General features: G+C 59.5%; 29 protein-coding genes. 17 read left to right on the top strand and 12 right to left on the bottom strand.

Going from position 1 to position 22933, the window contains the following annotated elements; genetic code table 11:
• Positions 1–109 precede the first annotated feature (109 nt).
• Complete coding sequence (locus AC3WK8_RS17030) at positions 110–1744, bottom strand: methyl-accepting chemotaxis protein (RefSeq protein WP_103325342.1); 1635 nt, start codon at positions 1742–1744, stop codon at positions 110–112.
• 284 nt (positions 1745–2028) lie between these two features.
• On the opposite strand from AC3WK8_RS17030, the gene AC3WK8_RS17025 reads away from it, so the two are divergent.
• Positions 2029–2859, top strand: a complete 831-nt coding sequence (locus AC3WK8_RS17025; protein ID WP_085597555.1) for an undecaprenyl-diphosphate phosphatase — start codon at positions 2029–2031, stop codon at positions 2857–2859.
• Complete coding sequence (locus AC3WK8_RS17020) at positions 2856–3278, top strand: DUF1294 domain-containing protein (RefSeq protein WP_103325326.1); 423 nt, start codon at positions 2856–2858, stop codon at positions 3276–3278. Before AC3WK8_RS17025 ends, AC3WK8_RS17020 begins: the two co-directional genes overlap by 4 nt.
• On the opposite strand, the gene AC3WK8_RS17015 is transcribed toward AC3WK8_RS17020, so the two are convergent.
• Together AC3WK8_RS17015 and AC3WK8_RS17010 are read right to left on the bottom strand one after the other, a co-directional pair.
• Positions 3275–3619 carry an MmcQ/YjbR family DNA-binding protein gene (locus AC3WK8_RS17015; RefSeq protein WP_085597557.1) on the bottom strand — a complete coding sequence of 115 codons (345 nt, stop codon included), beginning with the start codon at positions 3617–3619 and terminating at the stop codon, positions 3275–3277. The two genes, AC3WK8_RS17020 and AC3WK8_RS17015, sit on opposite strands and share 4 nt — an antisense overlap.
• 14 nt (positions 3620–3633) lie before the next feature.
• Positions 3634–4542, bottom strand: coding sequence for a LysR substrate-binding domain-containing protein (locus tag AC3WK8_RS17010; protein WP_053130254.1), 909 nt, complete (start codon positions 4540–4542; stop codon positions 3634–3636).
• Positions 4543–4671: 129 nt separating this feature from the next.
• Between AC3WK8_RS17010 and AC3WK8_RS17005 the strand changes: the two genes are divergently transcribed.
• Positions 4672–5283 carry an FMN-dependent NADH-azoreductase gene (locus AC3WK8_RS17005; RefSeq protein WP_085597559.1) on the top strand — a complete coding sequence of 204 codons (612 nt, stop codon included), beginning with the start codon at positions 4672–4674 and terminating at the stop codon, positions 5281–5283.
• A 254-nt stretch (positions 5284–5537) separates the two neighbouring features.
• Entirely contained in the window at positions 5538–6569 is a 1032-nt protein-coding gene (locus tag AC3WK8_RS17000) for an alpha/beta hydrolase family protein (protein WP_103325325.1), read from the top strand.
• Position 6570: 1 nt separating this feature from the next.
• Here AC3WK8_RS17000 and AC3WK8_RS16995 read toward each other — a convergent pair whose 3' ends face one another.
• A complete protein-coding gene (locus AC3WK8_RS16995) occupies positions 6571–7758 on the bottom strand; it encodes an MFS transporter (protein WP_103325324.1) in 1188 nt (395 codons plus the stop codon).
• A 177-nt stretch (positions 7759–7935) separates the two neighbouring features.
• Positions 7936–9522 carry an ABC-F family ATPase gene (locus tag AC3WK8_RS16990; protein ID WP_053130242.1) on the bottom strand — a complete coding sequence of 529 codons (1587 nt, stop codon included), beginning with the start codon at positions 9520–9522 and terminating at the stop codon, positions 7936–7938.
• 772 nt (positions 9523–10294) lie between these two features.
• On the opposite strand from AC3WK8_RS16990, the gene AC3WK8_RS16985 reads away from it, so the two are divergent.
• The 7 genes from AC3WK8_RS16985 to AC3WK8_RS16955 all read left to right on the top strand — a co-directional run bounded on the left by AC3WK8_RS16985 (position 10295) and on the right by AC3WK8_RS16955 (position 14430).
• Positions 10295–10435 carry a hypothetical protein gene (locus tag AC3WK8_RS16985; protein WP_157064358.1) on the top strand — a complete coding sequence of 47 codons (141 nt, stop codon included), beginning with the start codon at positions 10295–10297 and terminating at the stop codon, positions 10433–10435.
• 172 nt (positions 10436–10607) lie between these two features.
• Entirely contained in the window at positions 10608–10886 is a 279-nt protein-coding gene (locus AC3WK8_RS16980) for a hypothetical protein (protein WP_103325323.1), read from the top strand.
• A 479-nt stretch (positions 10887–11365) separates the two neighbouring features.
• Positions 11366–11929, top strand: coding sequence for a hypothetical protein (locus AC3WK8_RS16975; protein ID WP_103325322.1), 564 nt, complete (start codon positions 11366–11368; stop codon positions 11927–11929).
• Positions 11926–12315 (top strand): hypothetical protein, encoded by a 390-nt coding sequence (locus AC3WK8_RS16970; RefSeq protein WP_103325321.1) that lies wholly within the window; start codon positions 11926–11928, stop codon positions 12313–12315. The genes AC3WK8_RS16975 and AC3WK8_RS16970 overlap by 4 nt, the downstream gene beginning before the upstream one ends.
• A gap of 277 nt (positions 12316–12592) precedes the next feature.
• Entirely contained in the window at positions 12593–13042 is a 450-nt protein-coding gene (locus tag AC3WK8_RS16965) for a hypothetical protein (protein WP_085597564.1), read from the top strand.
• 407 nt (positions 13043–13449) lie between these two features.
• Positions 13450–13800: a hypothetical protein gene (locus AC3WK8_RS16960; RefSeq protein ID WP_256592285.1), complete on the top strand. Its 351-nt coding sequence runs from the start codon at positions 13450–13452 to the stop codon at positions 13798–13800.
• Positions 13801–14037: 237 nt separating this feature from the next.
• Positions 14038–14430: a hypothetical protein gene (locus AC3WK8_RS16955; RefSeq protein WP_085597566.1), complete on the top strand. Its 393-nt coding sequence runs from the start codon at positions 14038–14040 to the stop codon at positions 14428–14430.
• Between the two features lie 139 nt (positions 14431–14569).
• Here AC3WK8_RS16955 and AC3WK8_RS16950 read toward each other — a convergent pair whose 3' ends face one another.
• Positions 14570–14887: a DUF2388 domain-containing protein gene (locus AC3WK8_RS16950; RefSeq protein ID WP_310650572.1), complete on the bottom strand. Its 318-nt coding sequence runs from the start codon at positions 14885–14887 to the stop codon at positions 14570–14572.
• 259 nt (positions 14888–15146) lie between these two features.
• Between AC3WK8_RS16950 and AC3WK8_RS16945 the strand changes: the two genes are divergently transcribed.
• Positions 15147–15494 carry a hypothetical protein gene (locus AC3WK8_RS16945; protein WP_146043269.1) on the top strand — a complete coding sequence of 116 codons (348 nt, stop codon included), beginning with the start codon at positions 15147–15149 and terminating at the stop codon, positions 15492–15494.
• Between the two features lie 60 nt (positions 15495–15554).
• Positions 15555–16076 (top strand): DapH/DapD/GlmU-related protein, encoded by a 522-nt coding sequence (locus AC3WK8_RS16940; protein WP_022638879.1) that lies wholly within the window; start codon positions 15555–15557, stop codon positions 16074–16076.
• An 87-nt stretch (positions 16077–16163) separates the two neighbouring features.
• Here AC3WK8_RS16940 and AC3WK8_RS16935 read toward each other — a convergent pair whose 3' ends face one another.
• On the bottom strand, positions 16164–16796 hold the full coding sequence (locus AC3WK8_RS16935; protein ID WP_085597568.1) for a polysaccharide lyase family 7 protein: 633 nt from the start codon (positions 16794–16796) through the stop codon (positions 16164–16166).
• A 379-nt stretch (positions 16797–17175) separates the two neighbouring features.
• The gene (locus AC3WK8_RS16930) at positions 17176–17904 is read right to left on the bottom strand and encodes an XRE family transcriptional regulator (RefSeq protein WP_085597569.1); all 729 of its coding nucleotides are present in this window, start codon (positions 17902–17904) and stop codon (positions 17176–17178) included.
• Positions 17905–18098: 194 nt separating this feature from the next.
• Between AC3WK8_RS16930 and AC3WK8_RS16925 the strand changes: the two genes are divergently transcribed.
• Positions 18099–18623: a GNAT family N-acetyltransferase gene (locus AC3WK8_RS16925; protein WP_103325319.1), complete on the top strand. Its 525-nt coding sequence runs from the start codon at positions 18099–18101 to the stop codon at positions 18621–18623.
• A gap of 78 nt (positions 18624–18701) precedes the next feature.
• Here the strand turns inward: AC3WK8_RS16925 and AC3WK8_RS16920 are convergent, their stop codons facing one another.
• Positions 18702–19013, bottom strand: coding sequence for a hypothetical protein (locus AC3WK8_RS16920; RefSeq protein ID WP_085597571.1), 312 nt, complete (start codon positions 19011–19013; stop codon positions 18702–18704).
• 168 nt (positions 19014–19181) lie between these two features.
• Here AC3WK8_RS16920 and AC3WK8_RS16915 point away from each other — a divergent pair, with 168 nt between their 5' ends.
• Positions 19182–19805 (top strand): hypothetical protein, encoded by a 624-nt coding sequence (locus AC3WK8_RS16915; protein ID WP_103325318.1) that lies wholly within the window; start codon positions 19182–19184, stop codon positions 19803–19805.
• A 24-nt stretch (positions 19806–19829) separates the two neighbouring features.
• On the opposite strand, the gene AC3WK8_RS16910 is transcribed toward AC3WK8_RS16915, so the two are convergent.
• Complete coding sequence (locus tag AC3WK8_RS16910; RefSeq protein ID WP_103325317.1) at positions 19830–20396, bottom strand: GNAT family N-acetyltransferase; 567 nt, start codon at positions 20394–20396, stop codon at positions 19830–19832.
• A gap of 136 nt (positions 20397–20532) precedes the next feature.
• Between AC3WK8_RS16910 and AC3WK8_RS16905 the strand changes: the two genes are divergently transcribed.
• A complete protein-coding gene (locus AC3WK8_RS16905) occupies positions 20533–21351 on the top strand; it encodes a helix-turn-helix domain-containing protein (RefSeq protein WP_103325316.1) in 819 nt (272 codons plus the stop codon).
• A gap of 158 nt (positions 21352–21509) precedes the next feature.
• Positions 21510–21800, top strand: a complete 291-nt coding sequence (locus AC3WK8_RS16900; RefSeq protein WP_146043268.1) for a hypothetical protein — start codon at positions 21510–21512, stop codon at positions 21798–21800.
• 24 nt (positions 21801–21824) lie between these two features.
• On the opposite strand, the gene AC3WK8_RS16895 is transcribed toward AC3WK8_RS16900, so the two are convergent.
• Both AC3WK8_RS16895 and AC3WK8_RS16890 read right to left on the bottom strand, forming a co-directional pair.
• Positions 21825–22031: a GyrI-like domain-containing protein gene (locus AC3WK8_RS16895; RefSeq protein ID WP_335740005.1), complete on the bottom strand. Its 207-nt coding sequence runs from the start codon at positions 22029–22031 to the stop codon at positions 21825–21827.
• A 22-nt stretch (positions 22032–22053) separates the two neighbouring features.
• Positions 22054–22842, bottom strand: a complete 789-nt coding sequence (locus AC3WK8_RS16890; RefSeq protein ID WP_103325314.1) for an AraC family transcriptional regulator — start codon at positions 22840–22842, stop codon at positions 22054–22056.
• Positions 22843–22933: the final 91 nt, after the last annotated feature.

The following is a 22933-nucleotide window of genomic DNA, read 5'->3' as shown; positions in this document are numbered from 1 at the left end:
TTGGGAAGTGGAAGAGGGGGCGGATTGTACCCAGACTGGCCAGTGGCGTCAGGTGTTGGCCGAATCCACCGGCGGCATGCGCAGCGGCGGATTCGGGTTGTCTGGCGCATCAGACGCGGAACTGTCGCAAGAGGCCGTTGAGCTGTTCGGAGAGCTCCCTGAGATGTCGGCTGGCGGCGCTGGAGTGCTGGGCCGCCAAGGCCGTTCCCTGGGACAGGCCGGCGGCCTGGCCGACGTTATGGTTGATGTCTTCGACCACATGGGCCTGTTGCAGCGTAGCGCTGGCGATCGAGGCGTTCAGCTCGTTGAGCGTGTGCAGGACCTGGCCGATGGCATTGAGGCTCGAGCCCGCGAGGCCGGCTTGTTCGATGGTCGCCTGGGAGGCCCGGCTGCTATCGCCGATGACCCGAACCGCGGCCTCGGAGTGGCTCTGCAGGCGCTCGATCATGCCCTGGATTTGCGCAGTGGACTGCTGGGTGCGCTGGGCCAGCAGGCGCACCTCGTCGGCCACCACGGCGAAACCGCGGCCTTGTTCGCCGGCGCGGGCGGCCTCGATGGCGGCGTTCAACGCCAGGAGGTTGGTCTGTTCGGCGATGGAGCGAATCACCTCCAGCACCGTGCCGATCTGGGTACTCTCGGCCGCCAAGGTGCGGATCACCTCCACCGCCTGGTCGATGGTCCCTGACAATTGGTCGATCTGTTGCAGGCTACTGTCGATATTCACCTGGCCCTGCTGGGCCTGGACCTCGGCTTCACGGACCCCCTCGGCGGCATGCTCGGCACTACGCGCCACATCCTGGACGCCGGTGGTCACCTGGCTGATGGCGGCCGCCACCTGTTCCATCTGCTGCGATTGTTGCTGGCTGCGTTCCTGGGCTTGCGAGGCATTGCTGCCCAGTTCGCTGGAAGCTTGTTCCAGGGCGGCGGCGCTGGACTGCAACTGGGTCACCACGCCACGCAACTTGGCGGTGAAACCATTGAAATGCCGGGCCAGTTCGGTCACTTCGTCCTGGCCATGGGTGTCGAGGCTGCGGGTCAGGTCGCTCTCGCCGCTGGCGATATTGGCCATGGCATGCACGGTCTCTCGCAAGGGGCTGACGATGCTGCGCACGATCAGCACCACCAGGGCACCCATCAGCAGGGCGATCACCAGGCCCACGTAGGACGCCCGCAGCACCTGGGCCTGGAACTCCTGTTGCAGGTCATCGATGTACACCCCCGAGCCGATGATCCAGCCCCAGGGCTGGAACAGCTGGATGTAGGAAGTCTTCTGTACCGGTTCCTGGGCCCGGGGCTTGGGCCAGCGGTAGTCGACCATGCCGGCGCCCTTGGCCTTGGCCAGGGTCACCATCTCGTTGAACACCTCAAAGCCATCCGGATCCTTGATCGAGGCCAGGTTCTGCCCGTCGAGCTTGGGATTGGCCGGGTGCATGATCATCACGGGCGTCAGGTCGTTGATCCAGAAGTAGTCGTTCTGGTTGTAGCGCAACCCGCGAATCGTCTGCAGCGCCTGCTGTTGCGCCTGTTGGCGAGTCAGGCTGCCAGCGGCTTCCAGACCCTGGTAGTAATCGAGTACGCCAGCGGCAGTCTGCACCACATGCTGGGTTTTCTGCGCCTTGGCCTGATACAGGTCGCCATGAATCTGCTGGAGCATCATCACCCCCAAGGCCACCAGGGTCAGTAGCGCCACGATCAGGATCAGCCACAGGCGCTGACTGATTGACATCTTTCGCAAGCTTTTCATCATCCGGTCACTCCAGGTTCTTGTTCTTGTCATGAACGACTAAGAGCATCCAAGCACGCCTGTCCGGGAGCGCCTACCCTACGGAAGTCCAATAACACCGCGACGCTTTTTGCGCCTGTCTGCTAGGATTTCGGCGTCTTCGCGCAAAACCTGAACAATTCTGGTTTTTTCACATAATTTTCATGGGCTTGTGTTGATCTTTGACATGCCGGGTTCCCGGCCAATTTCGATGCAGTGAACATTTATAAAGAGGCATGCCACGAGCATCGCTTCATGGGGGATCGATGGACCTTTGGACTGCCTTTCAGGCATTGCTACTCGGGATTGTGGAGGGCTTGACCGAATTCCTGCCCATCAGCAGCACGGGACACCAGATCATCGTGGCCGACTTGCTCGACTTTGGCGGCGAGCGCGCGATGGCTTTCAATATCATCATCCAGTTGGGGGCGATCCTGGCGGTTGTCTGGGAATTCCGGGGCAAGATCCTGGATGTGGTGATTGGCCTGCCGACCCAGCCCAAGGCTCGGCGCTTCACCGCCAACCTGCTGATCGCCTTCCTGCCGGCGGTGGTGCTGGGGGTGATTTTCGCCGACCTGATCCACGCCTACCTGTTCAACCCCGTCACAGTGGCCACGGCCCTGGTGGTTGGCGGCATCATCATGCTGTGGGCCGAGCGCCGCGAGCATCAGGTGCATGCCAACAACGTCGATGAGATCACCTGGAAGGATGCCCTCAAGGTGGGATTCACTCAGTGCCTGGCGATGATCCCGGGAACTTCACGGTCCGGCTCGACCATCATCGGCGGCTTGCTGTTCGGGCTGTCGCGCAAGACCGCCACCGAGTTCTCGTTCTTTTTGGCCATGCCGACCATGGTCGGGGCCGCGGTGTACTCCGGCTACAAATACCGGCATCTGTTCCAGCCCGATGATTTGCCAGTGTTCGCCATCGGTTTCGTTACCGCCTTCATCTTCGCCATGATCGCGGTCAAGGGCCTGTTGAAGTTCATCGCCAACCACAGCTATGACGCCTTCGCCTGGTACCGCATCGCTTTCGGCTTGTTGATCCTGGCGACCTGGCAGTTCGGCTGGATCGACTGGGCGGCGGCCAAGGCGTGAGGGCTTCTCGATCCGAGCAACGCCAGGGCAGCCCCGGGCGGATCCAGCATCCCCGAGCCAAGCTGCTGGCGTTCATCCTGCTGTGCGCCTTGCCGTTGTATGGGGCGCTATCACTGTGGTGGCGCGACGGCTCGGTCATTGCACTGGCAGCCTATGGTGCGGTCAGCCTGCTGACGTTCCTGGCGTATTGGCATGACAAGCGCCAGGCCCGGGAGCAGGGCCAGCGCACGCCGGAGAACATCCTGCATGCCCTGGAGCTGGCCGGTGGCTGGCCTGGGGCGCTGCTGGCCCAGCAGTTGCTGCGGCACAAGACCCGCAAGCTGTCCTACCAGGCGCTGTTCTGGCTGATCGTCGCCTTGCACCAGGTGTTCTGGGTCGACCGGTTGTTCTTGCAGGGCGGCTGGTCGAGGCTGCTCTAGAGCAACAGCCCGACCTGGGTCCGCTTGGGCAACTTGGCCACCACTAGCTGGTGGGAACGTTGCAGCAACTGCTGCAGTTCGGCTGCGGCCAGGGGGTAGGGGGCCTGCATGATGATCCAGTGGGCCCGGGCCAGGTACGGCGCCGGCGCTATGCCTGGGCGATCCACATGGCCCAGGAACAGCTCCGGGTCGACCTTGAAGGCCAGTGAGTCGCCCCGCAGGTTCTGCATGGCGAACATCTTGCTGCCGGCAACGGAGAACACCCGCACGCCGCCCCACTTGTAGTCTTCCCGCGCACCTGGCAGGTCCAGGCAGAAACTCGCCACTTGCTCTTCGGTCATTCGGGTGTTGGCTTTCACAGCGATCGTTCTCCGCATTCTTCGAAGGCTTCATGCAGGTGCTCGATCCAGGCCCGGACGGCCGGCAGCACACCGCGTCGGTGAGGATAGACCGCTTGCAGCCAGCCACCAGGCAGCGACCACTGCGGTAGCAACTGCACCAGTTGACCGCTGGCCAGTTCTTCCTCGCAATACAGCATCGGCAGCACGGTGCAGCCCAGGCCGGCCAAGGCGCAGGCCCGGCGTACGATGAAGTCGTCGATGCCCAGCCGCGCTTCCAGGGCCAGTTCGCAGGTATTGCCTTGCTGGTCCAGCAGGCGCAGGTGCACCAGGCGATCGGCTTCCAGGGCGCCGAGGATCGGCAGGCGACGCAGGTCCTCGGGTTGCTCCACCGCGTGTTCGCGCAGGAACGCGGGCGAGGCCACCATCGTCGTCTGCGCCGGACGCAGGCGACGGGTCACCAGCAAGGGGTCCTCATCACCTTGTTCCCGCACTCGCAGGGCCACATCGATGCCTTCGTTGACCAGGTCGACGCGTCGATTGACCAGCAACATCTCCAATTGCACCTGGGGGTACTTTTGCAGGAAGCCGCTCACCAGGGGCGTCAGCAGTTCATGGGCCAGCCCCACGGGGCTCGAGACCCGCAACCGCCCCCGGGGTTCGCTGGCCATGCTGGCCACGGCTTCATCGGCCATCTCCGCCTCCAGCAACATCGCCTGGCAATGCCGCAGGTAGCGCTCGCCCACCGTGGTCAGCTTCAGTTGCCGGGTGGTGCGCTGCAGCAGGCGCGCGCCCAGGCGCTCCTCCAGCTCGGCGATCCGCCGCGACAGACGTGACTTGGGAATGCCCAGGAGGCGGCCGGCCGCGGTGAAACCGCCGGCCTCCACCACCTTGGCGAAATAGTAGAGATCGTTGAGGTCTTGCACTGGATTGGCCTTATTGTCCTGCTGGTGGGACTAACTATCGCATTTATGCTGACTAATCATCCATTGGTTTCATGGGTAGGATTGCCAACATTCGATCGCCAAGCGGCGGTCCTCACTTGGAGAATCCAGATGAAACTGTTGCATATCGATTCCAGCATTCTTGGCGACAACTCGGCTTCCCGTCAGCTCAGCCACAGCGTGGTAGAGGCCTGGAAGGCCGCCGAGCCGCAAGCGGTGGTGACTTACCGTGACCTGGCCGCCGATGCCATCAGCCACTTCTCCGCCGCCACCCTGGTGGCCGCCGGCACCGTCGCCGAACTGCGTGATGCGGCCCAGGAGCACGAAGCCCGGCTCAGTGCCCAGACACTGGAAGAGTTCCTGGCTGCCGACACGCTGGTGGTTGCGGCGCCCATGTACAACTTCACCATCCCCAGCCAGCTCAAGGCCTGGTTCGACCGCATCGCCATATCCGGCAAGACCTTCCGTTACACCGAGGCCGGCCCGCAAGGCTTGTGCGGCGACAAGAAGGTGATCGTGGTGTCTACCTCCGGCGGCCTGCATGTCGGCATGCCTACCGGTGTCGGGCACGAGGACTACCTGAAGGTGATGTTCGGTTTCATGGGCATTACCGATATCGAGTTCGTCCGTGCCCATGGCCTGGGTTATGGCGAAGAGGTGCGCAGCAAGGCCATGGCCGACGCCCAGGCGCATATTCGCGGGTCGCTCTTCGCTGCCGCGTAAGGCTTGTGTAAAGACGCTTTCACGCACCGGCAGGGCCACTAGACTCTGTATTCTGGTCATCGTTTCAGATGATCAGGGTACGGAGTTTTTTTATTGGTTTTTCCAGGTTTTCTGGCTCGGGTTATGCAGGTTGAGGAGAGCTTCTTCTTTAGCGCGCGGTTCCGATTCCAGGACGAATCCCCTCCAGAGCCTTGGCGGCAAGGGATGGCACGGGCAACCGGCATTCTCGATCCTGCGACTAAGGTGGGTGTGTGATGAGCGGTCGTTGTGCAATGTTACTGATCTGCCTGTTCAGCGGCATGGTTTCGGTGCAGGCGGCACCCCATCCGCATTGGAGCGTCGGCTTTCATGAGCTGAGCTTTCTCGATCCGCTGGACCAGCAGCCAATGCGTGCCATCGCTTTTTACCCGTCCACTGGTATCGAGCACTCCAGCCAGTTGGAGGGGTACCGGATCGGTGCCTCTCGCGATGCCAAGATCGCCATCGGCCGCTTCCCGATGCTGATGCTGTCCCATGGCAACACCGGAACTCCCCTGGCCTTGCACGATCTGGCCACATCCCTGGCGCGCAAGGGATTCGTGGTGGTGGCGGTGATTCATCCGGGAGACAACTCCAGGGACCACAGCCGGCTGGGTACCCTGAGCAATCTCTATGGCCGGCCGATCCAGATTTCCGAGGCCATCACCGCGACCCTGGCCGATCCGATGCTGGCCCCATTCGTCAATGCCGAGCAGGTAGGGGTGATCGGCTATTCGGCCGGTGGCGAGACGGCGCTTATCCTGTCCGGCGCCACTCCAGACCTGGATCGCCTGCGGCGTTATTGCCAGGAGCGTCCGGATGACCGGGATGCCTGCAATACCCAGGGTGAGCTGATCGTCGATCGCGACGACCTGCAGCCGGTAGCCGATCCCCGGGTTCATGCCTTGCTGTTGATGGCGCCGTTGAGCCTCAAGTTCGGTCGCCAGACCTTGTCGGGGGTGCATGTGCCGGTGCTGCTGTACAGCGGCGACGGCGATCAACTGGTTGCCCTGGACAAGAACGCCGCGGCCCTGGCGCGCAAACTGCCGGTGGCGCCGGACTTCAAGTTGCTGGCCGGGGCCGGGCACTTCGTGTTCATGGCGCCATGCACTGCCGAGCAACAGGCGGCCATGCCGTTGCTGTGCACCGACGCCAACGGCGTGGATCGGGTCGATATCCACCGCAACTTGATTTCCGAGGCGGGCAGGTTCTTCGCCCAGACCTTGGGCAAGCCGAACCGGGCTGGCATGCAGACTGCCGACCAGTGATTCAGGCCGCAGCGCGGTGCTTGAGCAGCAGGGTCAGGCCCAGGCCGGTGACGGACAGCAGGGCGGCGCAGAAAAAGATCCATGCATAGCCAAGGTTCAGCGCCACCGCGCCCATCAAGGGCCCGGCGACCGCCAGCGCGAGGTCGAAGAACACCGCATAGGCGCTCAAGCCGGCACCCCGGCTGCTGTTGGGCACCTGCTTGATGGCTTCCACTCCCAGGGCCGGATACACCAGCGACAGGCCGAAACCGGTAAGGCCGGCCCCCACCAGTGCCCAGGCGGGCGAGGGAGCAAGCCAGAGCAGGCCGAGCCCTAAGGTTTCGACGCTCATGCAGGCGATTGCCGAACGAAAGCCGCCAAAGCGACTGATGCTGGAAATGAACAACAGGCGCGAGCAGATGAAACAGACGCCGAACACCGTCAGGCAGTAGGCCGCGCCATCCCAGCCCAGGCTCAGGTAGAACAGGGTGATGAAGGTGGTCAGGGTGCCATAGCCGATAGAGGCCAGGCTCAGGCTCACGCCGAAGGGCGCGATTCGCCCGAACACCGCCCAGAAGGGCAGGCGCTCACCCCGCACCACCGGTACCGATGGTTTGCTGCGGATCAACAACAAGGCCAGCAAGGCCAGGGCTGAAAGCGCCACGCCCAGGCTGGCGAAACCGTATTGCTGGACCATCACCACTCCCAGCGGCGCGCCAATGGCGATGGCACCGTAGGAAGCGATGCCGTTCCAGGAGATCGACCGCGCGGTATGTTCCGCGCCGACCTGGCCCATGCACCAGCTGATGGTGCCGACCCCGATCAGGCCCTGGGCCACCCCCAGCAGCAGGCGGCCGCCCAATAGCACCGCCAGGCTTAGCCAGGGCAGCTCTTGCAGCCACACTGAAACCTGGGTCAACACGCCGCTCAGCAAGATGCCCAGCAAACCGTAGACGATCGAGCGCTTGGTGCCGACGGTATCGGACATGCGTCCGGCCATGGGGCGGCTGAGCAGGGTAGCCAGGTACTGGGAGCCGATGGTCAGGCCGGCGATCACGGCACTGAATCCCAACTGTTCGTGGACATAACCTGGCAGTACGGCAATCGGCAGGCCGATGCAGAGAAAGGCGATGAAGGTATAGAAGACGATGGAAACGATCTGCTGGGTGATCGCCATGGAGCTTTGCGCGGATGTCTGGGGCTCGGGCATGAAGGCTCGTTCGCGGGCGGCGGTTAGAGGGCCGCATCATCGCGTGCCGCGAAATTAAAAGAAAGCAGGCTAACTATTTATTCCCATCCGGTCCTTTCAAGAGGGCAATGCGGAGAACCAAAAAGCCCCGTCACGCTGGACGGGGCCTTGTCTTGCTACTTACCGGTTGCCGCTGTCTTAGAACAGCAGGCCCTGGCTACGCAGGTAGTCGTCGTAGGTGCCGCTGAAGTCGGTCACGCCGTTCGGGCTCAGCTCGATGATGCGAGTGGCCAGGGACGATACGAATTCTCGGTCGTGGCTGACGAAGATCAGTGTGCCCGGGTAGTTTTCCAGCGCCAGGTTCAGCGCTTCGATGGATTCCATGTCCAGGTGGTTAGTCGGTTCGTCCATCAGCAGCACGTTGGGCTTCTGGCAGGCCAGCTTGCCGAACAGCATGCGGCCCTGTTCACCACCGGAAAGCACCTTGACCGACTTCTGGATTTCGTCGGAAGAGAACAGCATGCGACCCAGGGCGGCCCGGATGTTCTGTTCGCCGCTGGTCCACTGGCCCATCCATTCGAACAGGGTTTCGTCGGCCTCGAAATCGTGGGCGTGGTCCTGGGCGTAGTAGCCAGTCTCGGCGCTGTCGGTCCACTTCACGTTGCCCGAATCCGGGGCGAGCTCACCGACCAGAGTACGCAGCAGGGTGGTCTTGCCGATGCCGTTGGGGCCGATGATGGCCACGCGCTCGCCGGCTTCCACGGTGAAGCTGAAGTCCTTGAACAACTGCTTGTCTTCGAAGCCCTTGGATACCTTCTCCAGGGTCACCGCCTGGCGGTGCAGCTTCTTGTTCTGGTCGAAGCGGATGAACGGGCTGACCCGGCTCGACGGCTTGACTTCCTCCAGCTGGATCTTGTCGATCTGCTTGGCGCGGCTGGTGGCCTGCTTGGCCTTGGAGGCGTTGGCCGAGAAGCGGCTGACGAAGGTCTGCAGCTCGGCGATCTGTGCCTTCTTCTTGGCGTTGTCGGACAGCAGGCGCTCGCGAGCCTGGGTCGAGGCGGTCATGTACTCGTCGTAGTTGCCCGGGAACAGGCGCAGCTCGCCGTAGTCCAGGTCGGCCATGTGGGTGCACACGCTGTTCAGGAAGTGCCGGTCGTGGGAAATGATGATCATGGTGCTGTTACGCGCCGTGAGGATGTTTTCCAGCCAGCGGATGGTGTTGATGTCCAGGTGGTTGGTCGGTTCGTCCAGCAGCAGGACTTCCGGATCCGAGAACAGCGCCTGGGCCAGCAATACCCGGAGCTTCCAACCTGGAGCCACTTCGGTCATGGGGCCGAAATGCTGTTCCAGGGGGATGCCCAGGCCCAGCAGCAGTTCGCCGGCGCGGGACTCGGCGGTGTAGCCGTCCATCTCGGCGAACTCGGTTTCCAGCTCGGCCACGGCCATGCCGTCTTCTTCGGTCATTTCCGGCAGCGAGTAGATGCGATCGCGCTCGGCCTTGACCCGCCACAACTCCTCGTGGCCCATGATCACGGTGTCGATCACGGTGAATTCTTCATAGGCGAACTGATCCTGGCGCAGCTTGCCCAGGCGTACGTTCGGCTCGAGCATGACCTGGCCACTGGAGGGCTCCAGGTCGCCGCCGAGGATTTTCATGAAGGTCGACTTGCCGCAACCGTTGGCGCCGATCAGGCCGTAGCGATTGCCGTTGTTGAACTTGACCGAGACGTTCTCGAACAGCGGCTTGGCGCCGAACTGCATGGTGATATTGGCTGTAGAAATCAAGTGCTTGTCCTGCGGGGGTTCCAGAGGTGTATTTAGGCCATTTCGTCGGTCTTGGGCCAAACTTGGGCCCATTAGACTTGCGGCGGCAGCTTCTCCAGCTCCCTCCAGTCCGAGGAGGAGCTGATCCATTTCGCGTAGGTAGAGAGCAACATCTCGACGCTGTGGCCGAGCTGGTTCGCGATGAACGCTTCGGTTCATCCCAGCCATCAGGCACATTGTTGCGTAGGGGTGGCGGGTGTCGTACTGCCGGCGTTCACGGATGTCCAGCGCCTTTAGCGCTGATTTGAAGTCGCCGATTGTAACACTTGGCTCCCTGATCCACAGCCCTCCTTTGTTCTGCTGGAACACGAAAGGGCTTTGCGGATGGGTTGACTTGGAGATCAAGCGCGAAGAGTCGCCATTGGCCGGGCTTGGTTGACGGCATTCATAGCGCGGTCGTTGAGTGGTACCGCCCGGTGGTGCCTGGTCTTCGTTCGCTCCTGTGGCGTTCGGTTCATGATGATCCGGTGAAAGCTCAGCGTGTCCTCGGGGAGGTGCCAGTTGGGATGGTGAGTTGCCGATCTCTCGCCCAGTCGATTGCAATGGCTCTTCCCGCGGAGCATCAGACTCCTGGCGGACCACAGGGGGGGATCACGGTGATTGGGGCATACACTGCGCGCTGTTCCCGAGCCGGGATGATCGCCGTTCTTTCTTCAGGCATGACTTCACCTCGACAGCTATATTTCTCTGCGTTCGACCAAATTGGATTGATTCTTAAAACAAGGAGCGTGTTATGAAACTCGCAATCAATCTGCCCTTGCTATTCATTGGAAGTGTGGTGTTTGGCATGGGCTTGGCCGATGGCGGCAACTGGATGTTGTTTCCAGGTTGTATCTTTCTTGCTGGCGCCTTGATCCTTGGGAAGCGGCATTGAGGTGTTTTATTGTTTCAGGTGTGACTTGTCCTTGGCCGCTACTGCGTCGGGTTTGAGTGGAAAAAGAGGTAGAAGAGGTACTGTGGGGAAGGGTTTTGCAGTCGCTGCCAAGGGAAATCAAGGGGGCGATTGAAGAGGGCATGCTTCGACAAGAATCCACCCTGGAACTACTGTGATTGAAAGCGGCGAGGGTGGCCTCATCATGTTCAATCAATATCCAAATCAAAAGCTTGGGCGATGGCTGTTGTTTTTAGGCGGGTTATTGATACTCGGCGTAGCGATCGTCGCTCTTGTTAGTACTGATTGGATAAAATTTTTACTGATTGCTGTGCTTTCGAGCATCTTTTTCATACCCGCGTTTATCTTTAGCGAAAAGTCTTTTTACCGCTTTGCAAAAACGTTGGACAGGTTCAGCCTCCTGACCCCCATCATTCGATTTTTCATCGGCTGAGTTGGATCAGAGTTCGGTTTTTGAAGATGGAGTACAAATGTGCTCCTGTGCGTGGTTTGCCCTTGCGGGTCTGGCTCGGGCGCAGTTAGTACTCCTCTGGCATGGACTTGAAATCTTCCAACGATTCGCTCTCCGTCATTTACTCCCAGCAATGCCTCGTGCGATCTAACTACGGTCACCAGTTCGGTCACTGACTTTTGAGCACGCTCGGCGCCGGCTAGCAGACTGGACTAGACCGTATCAGTTCAAAGATAGGCTGGTCTCGGCTAGGGCCGAGAAAAATTCAACATCGTATCCGGGATTAGTTGATCACTACATTACGAGCTGTTTTAACGCAGCATAATCCTCTCATAGGTACCTTTCGTAAAAAGCCCAAGTGCTACAGGCGTTTGGCTATTAGTACAGGCGTACTAATCGACCTTGGCCAATCCCGACTCGTATAGTTTCCGCTGGATTACATAAATCGGGAAAGGACCTCCATGGGTTACAAACTTCCACTTCTCTGCCGATGGCTGGCTGCTTTGGCCATGGTCGGCAGTACCTCGGTCATGGCCGAACATGTCTCGGGCGACTACTGGATCATCTACGGCAAAGGGGAGCGCCTGCATAACGAGGTGTATGTCGCTGATGCTGCCGGCATCGTGCAAAAGCCTGGTGGAGTGCAGTCGGCACAGGTCATGCAGTTGTTCGAAGACCCGGCCTTTCCGACCCTCGTTGCCTATGAAGTGCAGGTCAAATGCAAACAGCGCCAGATCCGCTTGGACAGCGCCCGGGCGATACGTCGTTTCGACGGTGCCGTGAAGGATGTGAAGACCAATATCCACGGCTGGGTCGCACCGAAGGACTATTGGTTACAGCGCACCTTTGCCTTTGTCTGTGCTCCCGACAACCGCGCGCGCAATCAGATGCTGCCAATTGGCAAGATGCCGGCGGTGAAGATGGTCGCTACCGTCCAGGCCATGTTTATCCAATTGATCGGCGTCCAGGCCAACAGTCAGGCGGTGCAAGAGCTGGACGATATGCTGGGTAGCAACGCCCGATGAGCACACGCTTTCTGTTATGTCTCAGCCTGCTGTTGCCGACCCTGGCCGGCTGCATCCCGACGCTGCCGGAGTTGCTCGCCAGCCGTGAATGGCAGGGGCGCGATGCCAAGCAGGCCATCGACTTCTTCGGCCCCCCCTTGCGCATGGAACCGTTGCCTGGTGGAGGCGGGGTGCAGTTGGGCTGGTATCGCGACACCACCTATGTGCGCCAGGAGGTGGTCGGCAGCAGTGCGCAGATGCAAGGCAATGTGATGGTCCAGACCAACTACTGGGACGATGTGTCTCACCCGGGTGGTTGCACGATCCTGATGACGGTGGACAAGGCGCGGCATATCAGTGACTTCTCCACCAAGGGCCGTTGCAACGGCGTGAACCTGGCGCCGTAGCCGGCCAGGAGAACAGCCAGTGAAGTGCTGGTGAGCTTGCCCTGCGACTGCACCGACATAGGTCAAGTGCAGACGCTACGGCGCCAGCCTCTGGTCTGCACCCGGCAATATCGTGGGCATGAGCACCCTCGTCGACTTCTACAGTTCAGGTACTGGGATGCCAAGAGGCCTTGTGCTGGGCTTTTTACTTCTGGCGTCTGGCTTAGACTGTTCAGGTGCATTGAGGGGCCATGTTGTCTTAGAGTGGCTCTTTCCCGCCCTTCAAAGGAATGATTACATGGTGAGCAACAACGCCATCTGCTGTCCGCAATGCCAAGGCCAAAACGTCCAGCTTCTGTCCGTCATCCATGCTGCCGGCACCTCTCACATACAAGCGACCCATCAAGCGCAATCCCAATCCGGATTCGGACCCAGCGTGACCGTCGAAACTACAGGTCGGCATCAGACCGACTTGGCTGCCAGCGTCGGTCCACCCCCGGGTAAGCGCCTGCTTGGCCCCGTGATCCTTACAGGAGTTGGCGCCATTATCTTGTATGACGGTCTCAAACTCATGAACACTTTCTGGGGAGTGGATTGGACGAGGTTCTTCATGGGCCTGATATTGATCACGGTCGGCGTGATCGGCTTCGTCCGTCACTGGAAATTCAACGTCGCGCAGTACGACAAATTGGAAGAATGGCGTCGTACCTGGATGTGTCATGCCTGTGGCACTCGATTCCAGCCATAAACGGCGCAAGTGGGCACCTGCGGGTGCCTTTCTTTTTTGTCTTTCTCAACCAGTCCCCGTCAACTCACTGTTAAAGCATATTTTGCGTTTGCAGTGATTTATTTTCTGTACGTTCGCCGTAATCGCTGGAACTCATTCAAATGCGGCGCCTAAAGAGTGATACCCAGGCACTTTATCGCCACAAGTGCGGGCAACATCAACGCGCGCATGTTGGGCTTATTTACAGAGAATCGGTGGATCGACACGTTAGCGAAAAGCCAAGTAGCGATAGTTACACGGGCTTGTTCCGGGGTTATTTGCAGTATCTGTTTTCGTATAGATAGGACGGATGTGCTAGATAGCCCTTTGCCTTATATTCAGGATGTGAAGCTACTGCCTTCAAAGATAACGGCGAAGGACAGGCCTTCATGATCGCTTTCACAAGGCAACTCTTACCTGCCGTATTACTGTGCAATGCCCTCGCTGCTCAGGCGAGCGATGTACAGATGGGGGACTTTTGGGTAGTTCACTACCAGGGAGGCCTGGGCAAGCATCAGGTGTTTATCGCCGACGGTGACCCCAATAACATCTTCAGTCGCCCGGGTGGCGCGAAATCATTGGGTGTCTATCAACTTTACGAAGAGCCTGGCAAGCCCACTTTTACCGCTTGGGATGTGGAAATCGATTGCGCAAAGAACCGTGTGCGCACCACTGGGGCACAAGATTTCCGCAGCGTATTCAATGAGCTTCGCAACGCAAAGTATTCCGACCAATGGTAGAGCAAGCCTGACACCTGGCTGGCGCAAAGCCGTGACTTCGTATGCAAGCCGGCTGAACGCCAAGCCAAGAAGATGGAGCGCCTGGGTGTAATGCCGGCATCGCAAATGAGCAAGGCAGGGCCACAACTATTCCAGATATTGAACCGCGAGACCGCCAAGGCGGCCATCATGCAGCAGATAGATGAAGGATTCGCACAGATGTCTGCCAAGTAAAGCGGCCTCCAGGGAGAAGACCTTATGAACCGATTGCTCATCTTGGGCCTGTTGGCCATCTTGCTCAGTGGCTGTGCATCACTGGCGGCCAGCAGTGCCTGGAAAGATCGCCCGGTGGGCGAGTTGATCGACTTCTTCGGTGTGCCAAGACGGATTATGGTGGTGCCGGAGGAAGATTTGGTAGTGCTCAGATATGTACGCGACAGTAGTTATGTCACGCGTGAAGCCGCGGGTACTTATACGGGGCCGCAGAATGGGCAACTTGTACATGCAGAGTACTGGGAAGACGTGCAGCACTCAGGAAGTTGTGAGATCGATGTGTTCGTCAATAGAGCTCGACTGGTGCAAAAGGTGCGGACGAAAGGGCGCTGTGCCGCTGTCGAGATGGCACCGCAGAGTCGGTCGGTATCAGGCTAGCGAGTGAGGCACTGGAGGGGGGAGGCTGGCCGCCTCACTTTCGCTGCTACTTGGAACACCGTCCCTGCAGGCTATCTTTATTTTCTTCCAATCACAGCCTATGAATGCTTCGGAGGGGATGTTCCTGGAAGGGCGACCCTCAGAGCGAAGTTGCCATTGCCCTGGCTAGTTGCTCATCAGTCATGTGGGGCTGGTCGTAGGCCGAGTGCAAATATCGAACTGCTTGCTCAAATTGAGCCCCGCGGATCTCGCCATCTGAACCAATGAGCGTTAGTGCGTCGGCTTTTGCCGCTTTGATGTTCGCAGGCCCATAGACCGTCAATGCAGTAGTTCCGCTAATGATCAGCAGGGGAGCAATTGTGGTGATGAACATCGCTTTTTCGAGCGGATCATTGTTTTCGTGTGCTGTCACTGAAGCGCTGATGGATGCCAGTAAAATCATGACCAATGCTTTCATTGAATTCATTCCTAACTGCTTCCTGCTGCCAGGTTGAGGATGGTTACGAGTACTGCGATCCATCTACTGACTTCAGCCCCATCAGTTCCAGGTATTCGATCAAGTAGGCGCTGCTTCTGCCTTGTTTTTTCGCCATCAGTTGGATGGCAAACCATCATCGCGGCAGGCCCCAGGCACACTAGATTCGCCAGATTTTACGGCATAATCCTACTCGATTGGTGTCGAAGTGATATTATTCGGCGCCTTACGGAGTTGAGGGATGCGAGTAGGCATTTTGGCAACCGGGTTTATTTTGTGGGCAGGGTGTTCAAACAAGACTCCCCACGATATCTACCACGCCAGTCAGTCAGAAGCATTTACTACGTCCAAACCAGCGCAGGTTTATGCCGCCTGTGTAAGCGATGCCTGGAGAGGCAAGCTGACACAGCTCAAGCATCCGCTCGGTGACGGATATCGGGTTTCTATCGGCCTGTTTAACGAGCCCTTCGGCCAAGTGGGTGCAAGGCCGTTGAATGGTGAAACCGCTATCTGCTACTACGAGACGTTGTTTTTGCTAAGTTTTGAAGCCAGCGAAAAACAGAGAAAGGCTGAAGTGGACTGTCGATAACCTACGGCATCGACTAGTTCGCCTGTTGTGAGCCCATCATCACCCCATTGGATTGATCACTTGCTTCTATTCATCGCAAAACTCAAGCGCACCTTGTCTGCGCGCCAGTTCATTCGTTTGCTTGATACCCATGACCTTGGCAAGAAACAGTCGAATCGCCTCATGGCCAAGACTGGCATTCGCACAGAAGGCCGGGTGGTAATTCGTCCCCCGTTCTATTTTGAGCGTGGCAATCTGGAACTAGGTGAGGGGGCTTTCATCAATAGCGGTTGCGTATTCCTAGACGAGGCTCCCATTCGCATCGGGCGCTATGCCATGCTGGGACCGCAGGTACGCTTGTGTACCACCAGCCACGATGTGCACCCGGATCGACGCAAGAGCAACGATTACAGTGCGCCGATCACGGTGGGCGACAATGTCTGGTTAGGTGCGGGGACAGTGGTTCTGCCAGGTATCAGCATTGGCCACAACAGTGTTGTGGCGGCTAACAGCGTCGTAACCCAGGATGTTGTGCCTAACGCGCTTTATGCCGGTTCTCCGGCGAAGTTCAAGAGGTGGCTTGTCGTCCCGGATGCAGTTTGAATTGGGATGCTATTTTCCGTAGGACGCACCCCTGAAGCGGCAGCCAGCTATCTGTCACCCAGGTAACTGGCGTTATGGCTGTGGCCGTCAGGCGTGCAGCGCGCCGTTGTATACGTCGAATGACTCGTAAACCACCCAACCGCCTTCGGTTGCCGGCCCTTCGTTGTCGATCACATAGGAGCCCGCCTTGAAGTAGAAGGGGTACCTGTCCCAGGACTTGCCGACTGGCATGTTGGCGCTGAGGGTATCAAGAGCAATGCTCAGTTCGCCCAGGGCATCGACCTCAACGCTGTAGTCGAATGCCTGGCCTAGCGCGACGGGCTTTTTCAACACAGTCTTGGCCAGGCCTCCCGGTGTGCTACGGGTCTCGATCCGCACGACGCCGTTCCACCAGATCACCATCAGGAACGGATTGGGGGCGTTGAGGGCATGGATCTGCCCGACGATGACCTTGCCACTGGATGGAGCGGCTTCCACGCGGACTCGGCCGCTCATGGCGTGCCTGGCACTGCCGCGTGGCCAGTTGAACGAGACAGGGGAGTCAGGGAGAGTCTGGCGACTCTCGGTGCGCGGCGTCTTGGAGGTTCCCGAGGTGCCGCCCTGGACCGAACACCAATAATTGGTGTGGCCGTTCTGGTCGATCCACAAAAGGTCCTGCGGCGGACGCTCTGGATAGAGGTAGAGGGTGCCGTGGGCGATGATGCTGCCGAAGTTGTTCATGCTGTTCCTTATGGTCCTTGGATATGAAGCTCGCAGTTCCTTGCAGGTGCTGCGCTGATGTCGAGCAAGGCATTGGCCAGAAATCCGCGAGCTTTGCCGGTCTTCGTTCAATGCCTTGTCTCTCGCTCCCTGGAGATGGCCAGGCCGATCCCAGCTAGCCGCTGACGATCCGAAGTGGCACGCCTTGTTAAAGAGCGACGCAGCCTTCGCTGCTGGGCCGACGGGGAGTCGACATGGATGAAATATAGGTAAACCTGTATTTATTGTAAATGGGTATTCCTATATTTTGTGGTGCAAAGAAACCCTCCTATGGCGGGTTCACGAGAAGCTGGGGGATGGCGTTGGTCAAGCGCCTGGAGGGATTGCAGAACAGCAGGTATCAGCGCGAGTACATCGCCCACCAGAACACATGGCCCAGGATCGAGATTCGCTGTTCCTGGATCTCGGTGAAGCCATAGTCTTCATCAGGGTGTTCTTCCCGGTTGAAGCTACGCAGGCGCAAACCACCAGGCAGGCGGTAGAGTTGTTTTACTCGCAACTGGCCGTTGTGATCGAGGGCATACATCTCGCCGTCCACCACATCCTTCAGCGCACATCTGCCGCTGTTAACGCCCACCGTGGCGCCATCCCGCAATACCGGGATCATGCTGTTCCCACTCACCGATACGCATCGTGCATCGCCGAGTTGCACGCCGTTCTGGCGCAGATCCTTCTTGAAGAAGCGCAGGTGGGCGGTGGTGCTGGTCTCGATGACGAAACGCCCAGAACCGGCAGCCAGTTCCACCTCATGCAGGAACGGGACGTACATCTCATTGTCACCAAGGGGAGTGTCCTCGTCCCAGGTCTCGATAGCGTCCAGTTCGATCTTCGGTGCCTGCGTTGCGGGACTCTGCCGGTCGGCAACCAGCATCTGGCCATCCCCTTCGGCCAGCCACAGGGCGGATACGCCACAGGCAGAGGCGATCTGCGCCACGAAGGCGGTGGCCTTGGATTTTCCTCGCTCCAGATCGGAGATCGAGGTCTGGGTGATACCCGCCCGTACAGCCAGTTCGGTCTGGTTGAGCTGGGCATGGCGGCGGGCGGTCTTGAGGCGGTCTTTGAGTTCCATGGCGGCAGTATTACGGGGTATCCCATAATGTGGCAAATCGGTTTTCCTATAATTCGATGGACGGCCTCCCATGGGCGGAGGCGGGGAGTTAGCGTAGCGCGTCCGGTTATCCGGATCGCCAGAAGGGTCAGGATGCTAGAGTCCTTGCCAAACCGCTTGGCTGCTGGCCTTGCGAACACAGGAAGAACTTTTATATGACGAACAAGGCTTCACGGCTGGTTTACCGAATACCACGTCCCGATGACGCGGAGCGGCTTTTCAGTATCTATGGCGACCCACGCACCAATCTGTTCAATCCTGCGGGACCAATGGCCGATTTCGCTCAAGCACAGGCGCTGCTAGGCCGCTGGATCGAACATTGGGCACGGCACCAGTACGGTGCCTGGGCGATCGCCAGCAGTTGCACGCCGGAGCACATCCTGGGATTTGGCGGGATTGCCACGCACCATTACCTGGCCGAACAGCGTATCAACCTGGGTTATCGCTTCGCGGTCGAAGCCTGGGGCAGGGGCTATGCCACCCAGTTGGGGCGCGATGCGCTGGAGCATGCGTTCAAGCAACTGGGCCTGCCGGAAGTCCATGGGCTGGTCAGGCCCGACCATGGAGCGTCGATCCGGGTGCTGGAGAAGATTGGCATGCAGCTCTGCGGTGAACTGGATGATGTGCCGGGCCAGCCCCCAAGCCTGGTATTCAAGGCGCAGCGCATTGCTCCGGCTTGATCCGCGCGAAGAGCCACAGCGCCTCGATGCATCAACTGCCGAGATTGGACGATCGGCGGTGCACAGCCGGGCTTTTCGTCAGGAATGGAACTGCTCGAAAGCTTCAGCCTCGATCTCGCCGTTTCCTGAAATGAGGTTGCCGCCTTCTTCTCGCAGTTGGTAGTCATGCTGTTCGCCGCCAATGGCCGCGGCCCCATCGAGGCCCAGCAGCAGGCTGTAGAACACATCGGTCAGCGCCGTATCCATGGCCTCCCACAGCTGTTGCGATTGTCCTTCGCTTAGTTCCAGGGCCCTGAACTGTTGGGCGGCGGTTCCTGCCCCATGGCGGAGCTCCTCCTGGACCAGGCGTTTCTCGGCTTTCCAAAGTGCCACGAATTCTTGTGCATCCATGTGCTCATTCCGCTTTGTGGTTCAGCCGTGAAGTATGCCAGTTCTCTTCAGCGTGTTTGGGATGGGTGCTAATAGCCATCAAAGCGCCATTATTTTTCTCGGCGACTACAGTTCCCCAGGGCATCTTGGGTATGCTGCGCGCCCGTTTTCGCCGCTCATGGAGAGCTCATGTTCGCTCGCAATGCCTTCGCCTTGACCCTGATGTCTGCCTGCCTGCTGGTTTCAGGTTGCGCTGTTCCCCCGGCCTCCGTGACTACCGAGCCTGTGTCGCTCGAGCCTCTGGGCCAACCCTTGCCCCAGAACGCTGCCCGGAGTGCCTTGATCGAGCGGATCATCACTAATGACGCGGTCGTCGTATCCGCGGGCAAGCCGGTACTGGCAGCCGACATCAACAACGACGCACGCATCGCCGCACTGAGGAAAGCGGATTCGGCGCGGCTGCCTGAGGCCTACTGGGCACTCTACAAACAGAACCTGGAAGCCATGCAATACGACCTCAACCATCAACATGACGCGGCCCGGGACCAGTATGTTGCGGCTTACCGCGACGAATTGAACCGTGTCGACGACGGTGTGCTGCAAAAGCTCGCCAGCGGGTCGCAAGCCCTGGACGACAAGAGCCGGCGCCAGTGGGGCGCGCGCATGGCGCAAAGGACTTCGCAGTACATGATCAAGAGCGATGAGTCCTTTCGCGCGGCCACCAAGGCGCACCTGGACCGCATGGCGCTGATGGATCGCCAGTACGATGTCTGCTCGCGCAAGGCCGATTGCTGGGATGCGCCCGCCAAGTAGTGAGCCTGGACTCCTGCAGCGTCCTCAGTCGGGGAGCGATGGCGAGCTGTGCCGTTGGAGCATCAGCCATTCCTGCCTGCTGATGTGGCTGGTGTGTTCGTCCCGGTAGTCGTTCATGAACGGGTTGAATTTGCCGCTTTCGCTGTGGTGGTGCTTGAAGCCGCACTTGGCCTGGGCCCGGAACGATTGTTCGTTCCCGGCAAAGTAGCCGCACCACAGGGCGCCAAGATCCAGATCGACGAAGGCGTGGCGCATCAGTTCCCTGACCGCTTCCGGAATCAGTCCCAGGCCCCAGAACGGCACGCCGATCCAGTAGGCGATTTCCGCCTCGTTCCCGGCGATCTCGAAATGACTGTCCTGGCCAATGAGCAATCCCACCAGGCCGATGGCCACATCGTCCTGCTTGCACGTTACTGCGTAGACTTCCGGGCGAGAAAACAGCGTTTGGATGATTTCCAAACTCTGCGCTTCGCTTTCATGCACTGGCCAGCCGGCGATCGGGCCCACTCGCGGGTCGCTGGCGTACCGGTAGAGGCTGGACGCGTCGCTGGGTCGCCAGGGCCGCAGGACAAGGCGTTGGGTGTTCAACATGACGTGTTTTCCTGATGTTTGTAGAGCAAAATAACCAGCGCAATTGTGGAAAACCGCCAGGGCAGGGGCAATGTATGGATCGGGGCAAAAAAAGTAATTTTCAAAACAAAGGGCATGCTTGGAGGGCTGGGCAGCAGTGTTGGACCTGACGGAGAGTGGTGCCGAGGATTTCTTCATTGGCTGTTGCCGGTTCGACGGTGACCAGGGGCACCCCCTGGCCTTGGCCTACGTGGTGGTGCTGGTGTGCCAGCAGGGCAGCGCCGAACTGGAGGTGAACTTCCAGCCGTACAAGGTGATGGAAAACGACTTTCTGGTTCTCGCAGAGGATTCGATCGCCTGGTTCAGGCACAGGTCGGATGACTTTGCCTGTCGTTGCTATCTACTGAACCGTGCCATCGCGGCAGAGGTGGCCGCGGCGCTGCCCAACAGCCTGTTCGCCTTCTTGAATCGTTCGCCGTTGCTGCGTGCCAACCGGCAGTTTCAGGCGTTCTTGCAGGCCTGGGAGAACCAGGCGTCGATCATCCAGGAAGATGGCGCGGACTATCGGCGACCGATGCTGGTCAATCATTTCCAGAACCTGTTCTTGTGGTTATGCGCGAGCGTCGACCTGCAGAGCGTGACCAGGAACGACTTCAGCAGGCCGGAAGCGCTCTGCTGGCGATTCTGGGAGCTGATCGCGGTGCACTGTCGGCAGCAACGCGAGGTGGCGTTCTATGCAGACCTGCTGCATGTGACCCCCTATTACCTGGCACAACTGTCGCGCAAGTATTTCAACGATGCGCCCAAGACACTGATCGACAGGCAGGTGGTGCTGGAGATCAAGAAGCAGTTGGCCCAACCACGCAAGGCGGTGCGGCGGATCGCCGAAGAGCTGAATTTTGCCGATGCGTCCTATCTCGGCAAATACTTCAAGCGCCACACCGGCCTGGGTTTGAGCCAGTACCGCAGAGGCTGAGCGAGCCTTGGCGGTTGTCTGCGGCAGGCTCATTTGGCATCATGCGGCGCTCATTCCTGGCCCGATCCTCCACCCCTCTCAATTGGGGATCGGGTCGAGGAATGACCTGAACCTGGCGGCTCGGCCAGGGTTTCTTGCATGCAACAGTTGGTTTTGCGATGGATATGCAGCACGACCCCCCCTCTCGTGTCGAACGCCCTTCACCAATCAAACGCAGCAAATGGCCATGGCGTGTCCTGTTCTTCGGCACCTGGCTGATTGCCGTTTTTCTCTTCCTGGTCCTGCTGGGCCTGGGTATCGCTGCGGTGGTTGCAGGTTTCGCCCCGGATCTGGACTGGCAGTGGCGCTGCCTGGCCTTTATCGCGGGCGCAGCGATCCTCCTGGTGTGCCTGGCGATGCTCAAGGCCGCCTTTCTCGAGCGATCCTCCGCTGCATCATGTAGAGCATGAGCAGGCTGTGCATTTGCACCGGCTCTAGAACAAGGCGGCATAGGCGTAACGGCCACTTTGTGGAACGTGCGTATCCAGCTGGCCACCGGCAGCAAAATGCGCGGGCACTTCGACATAAGCACCATGGCGACACTTGTTGGCTGGCGTGAGGGTGGGATCGTCATGACCTATGCCGTAACAGATTTGCTCACCGAGGCCATTCGAGTGCATCCATGCCTTGGGCTTCTGCATTGCCCAGGCAGGCCTGGGGGCACTAGAGGCTCTTGAAGTAACGCGCGGGAGTGGTACCGAACAGCCCCTTGAAGGCCGCGACGAAGCTTGAGGATGACTCGTATCCCACTTCCAGGGCGACATTGGTCACGCTTTCGCCATAGGCCAGGTGCTCCATGGCGGTGAGCAGGCGCTGGCGCTGGCGCCAACTGCCGAAGGACATGCCTGCCTCGTGGCTGAACAGCCGTTCGATGGTCCGCGCGCTGGCTCCCACTCGCCTGGCCAGGCTCTGCAGGGGCTCGCGGTTCGCCGGTTCGCTGCGCAATATCCTGGCCAGGCGCACGGCCCGTGGGTCAGTGGGGAAGGGCAGGTCCACCGAGGAGCGGTCCAGGCTTGTGACCTGGTCGATCAGCACGCGGGCCAAGCGAGCTTCGGGTGTATGTTCGGCATAGTTCCAGGGGAACCCGGCACAGGCGGTCATCACCTCACGCATCAGCGGCGTTATGCCCATCACCAGGCAATTGCCCTCCCTGGGCATGTCGTAGGCATCCGGGTCGATGTACAACACTCGGGTGTGGGTGGGGCGCTTGACCAGGGTCGCATGTTCGGTGCCGGAGCTGATCCAGATCGCCCGGGTGGCGGGCAATACCCATTCGCCCAGGTTGGTGGTGACATGGATGACGCCATTGGCGGCGCACATCAATTGGTGGCGCTTGTGCCGGTGCGGTGGCAGGTCCTCCGGGAACCATTGCTCCAGGCGCCCGACTATGGGGGCGTAGGCCTTGTCCGGATCAGGGTCGCGCAGCTCAGTATCGTGGCGGGTAATCGACATAACTTGGCATAGTACAGATAAATCACAGATTTCGCTCCTTGTAATGTGAATGCATCTCAATATCAAAGATGCATGTCGCAATTCCGAGGAA

The sequence above is a fragment of the Pseudomonas sp. FW507-12TSA genome (genome assembly GCF_058781435.1).
Note: the sequence above shows the minus strand (reverse complement) of the source record. Positions and strands in the feature narration are given on the sequence as shown.

Excerpts from the sequence above, each read along its gene's own strand:
- AC3WK8_RS16890 (WP_103325314.1), bottom strand. The coding sequence starts at position 22,842 with ATGTCGATTACCCGCCACGATACTGAGCTGCGCGACCCTGATCCGGAC.
- AC3WK8_RS17030 (WP_103325342.1), bottom strand. The coding sequence starts at position 1,744 with ATGAAAAGCTTGCGAAAGATGTCAATCAGTCAGCGCCTGTGGCTGATC.
- AC3WK8_RS16915 (WP_103325318.1), top strand. The coding sequence starts at position 19,182 with ATGTTCGCTCGCAATGCCTTCGCCTTGACCCTGATGTCTGCCTGCCTG.
- AC3WK8_RS16900 (WP_146043268.1), top strand. The coding sequence starts at position 21,510 with ATGGATATGCAGCACGACCCCCCCTCTCGTGTCGAACGCCCTTCACCA.
- AC3WK8_RS17005 (WP_085597559.1), top strand. The coding sequence starts at position 4,672 with ATGAAACTGTTGCATATCGATTCCAGCATTCTTGGCGACAACTCGGCT.
- AC3WK8_RS17015 (WP_085597557.1), bottom strand. The coding sequence starts at position 3,619 with ATGACCGAAGAGCAAGTGGCGAGTTTCTGCCTGGACCTGCCAGGTGCG.
- AC3WK8_RS16920 (WP_085597571.1), bottom strand. The coding sequence starts at position 19,013 with ATGGATGCACAAGAATTCGTGGCACTTTGGAAAGCCGAGAAACGCCTG.
- AC3WK8_RS16895 (WP_335740005.1), bottom strand. The coding sequence starts at position 22,031 with ATGCAGAAGCCCAAGGCATGGATGCACTCGAATGGCCTCGGTGAGCAA.
- AC3WK8_RS16970 (WP_103325321.1), top strand. The coding sequence starts at position 11,926 with ATGAGCACACGCTTTCTGTTATGTCTCAGCCTGCTGTTGCCGACCCTG.
- AC3WK8_RS16995 (WP_103325324.1), bottom strand. The coding sequence starts at position 7,758 with ATGCCCGAGCCCCAGACATCCGCGCAAAGCTCCATGGCGATCACCCAG.
- AC3WK8_RS16985 (WP_157064358.1), top strand. The coding sequence starts at position 10,295 with ATGAAACTCGCAATCAATCTGCCCTTGCTATTCATTGGAAGTGTGGTG.
- AC3WK8_RS17025 (WP_085597555.1), top strand. The coding sequence starts at position 2,029 with ATGGACCTTTGGACTGCCTTTCAGGCATTGCTACTCGGGATTGTGGAG.
- AC3WK8_RS16910 (WP_103325317.1), bottom strand. The coding sequence starts at position 20,396 with ATGTTGAACACCCAACGCCTTGTCCTGCGGCCCTGGCGACCCAGCGAC.
- AC3WK8_RS17000 (WP_103325325.1), top strand. The coding sequence starts at position 5,538 with ATGAGCGGTCGTTGTGCAATGTTACTGATCTGCCTGTTCAGCGGCATG.
- AC3WK8_RS16965 (WP_085597564.1), top strand. The coding sequence starts at position 12,593 with ATGGTGAGCAACAACGCCATCTGCTGTCCGCAATGCCAAGGCCAAAAC.
- AC3WK8_RS16950 (WP_310650572.1), bottom strand. The coding sequence starts at position 14,887 with ATGAAAGCATTGGTCATGATTTTACTGGCATCCATCAGCGCTTCAGTG.
- AC3WK8_RS16935 (WP_085597568.1), bottom strand. The coding sequence starts at position 16,796 with ATGAACAACTTCGGCAGCATCATCGCCCACGGCACCCTCTACCTCTAT.
- AC3WK8_RS16925 (WP_103325319.1), top strand. The coding sequence starts at position 18,099 with ATGACGAACAAGGCTTCACGGCTGGTTTACCGAATACCACGTCCCGAT.
- AC3WK8_RS16955 (WP_085597566.1), top strand. The coding sequence starts at position 14,038 with ATGAACCGATTGCTCATCTTGGGCCTGTTGGCCATCTTGCTCAGTGGC.
- AC3WK8_RS16975 (WP_103325322.1), top strand. The coding sequence starts at position 11,366 with ATGGGTTACAAACTTCCACTTCTCTGCCGATGGCTGGCTGCTTTGGCC.
- AC3WK8_RS16930 (WP_085597569.1), bottom strand. The coding sequence starts at position 17,904 with ATGGAACTCAAAGACCGCCTCAAGACCGCCCGCCGCCATGCCCAGCTC.
- AC3WK8_RS16960 (WP_256592285.1), top strand. The coding sequence starts at position 13,450 with ATGATCGCTTTCACAAGGCAACTCTTACCTGCCGTATTACTGTGCAAT.
- AC3WK8_RS16945 (WP_146043269.1), top strand. The coding sequence starts at position 15,147 with ATGCGAGTAGGCATTTTGGCAACCGGGTTTATTTTGTGGGCAGGGTGT.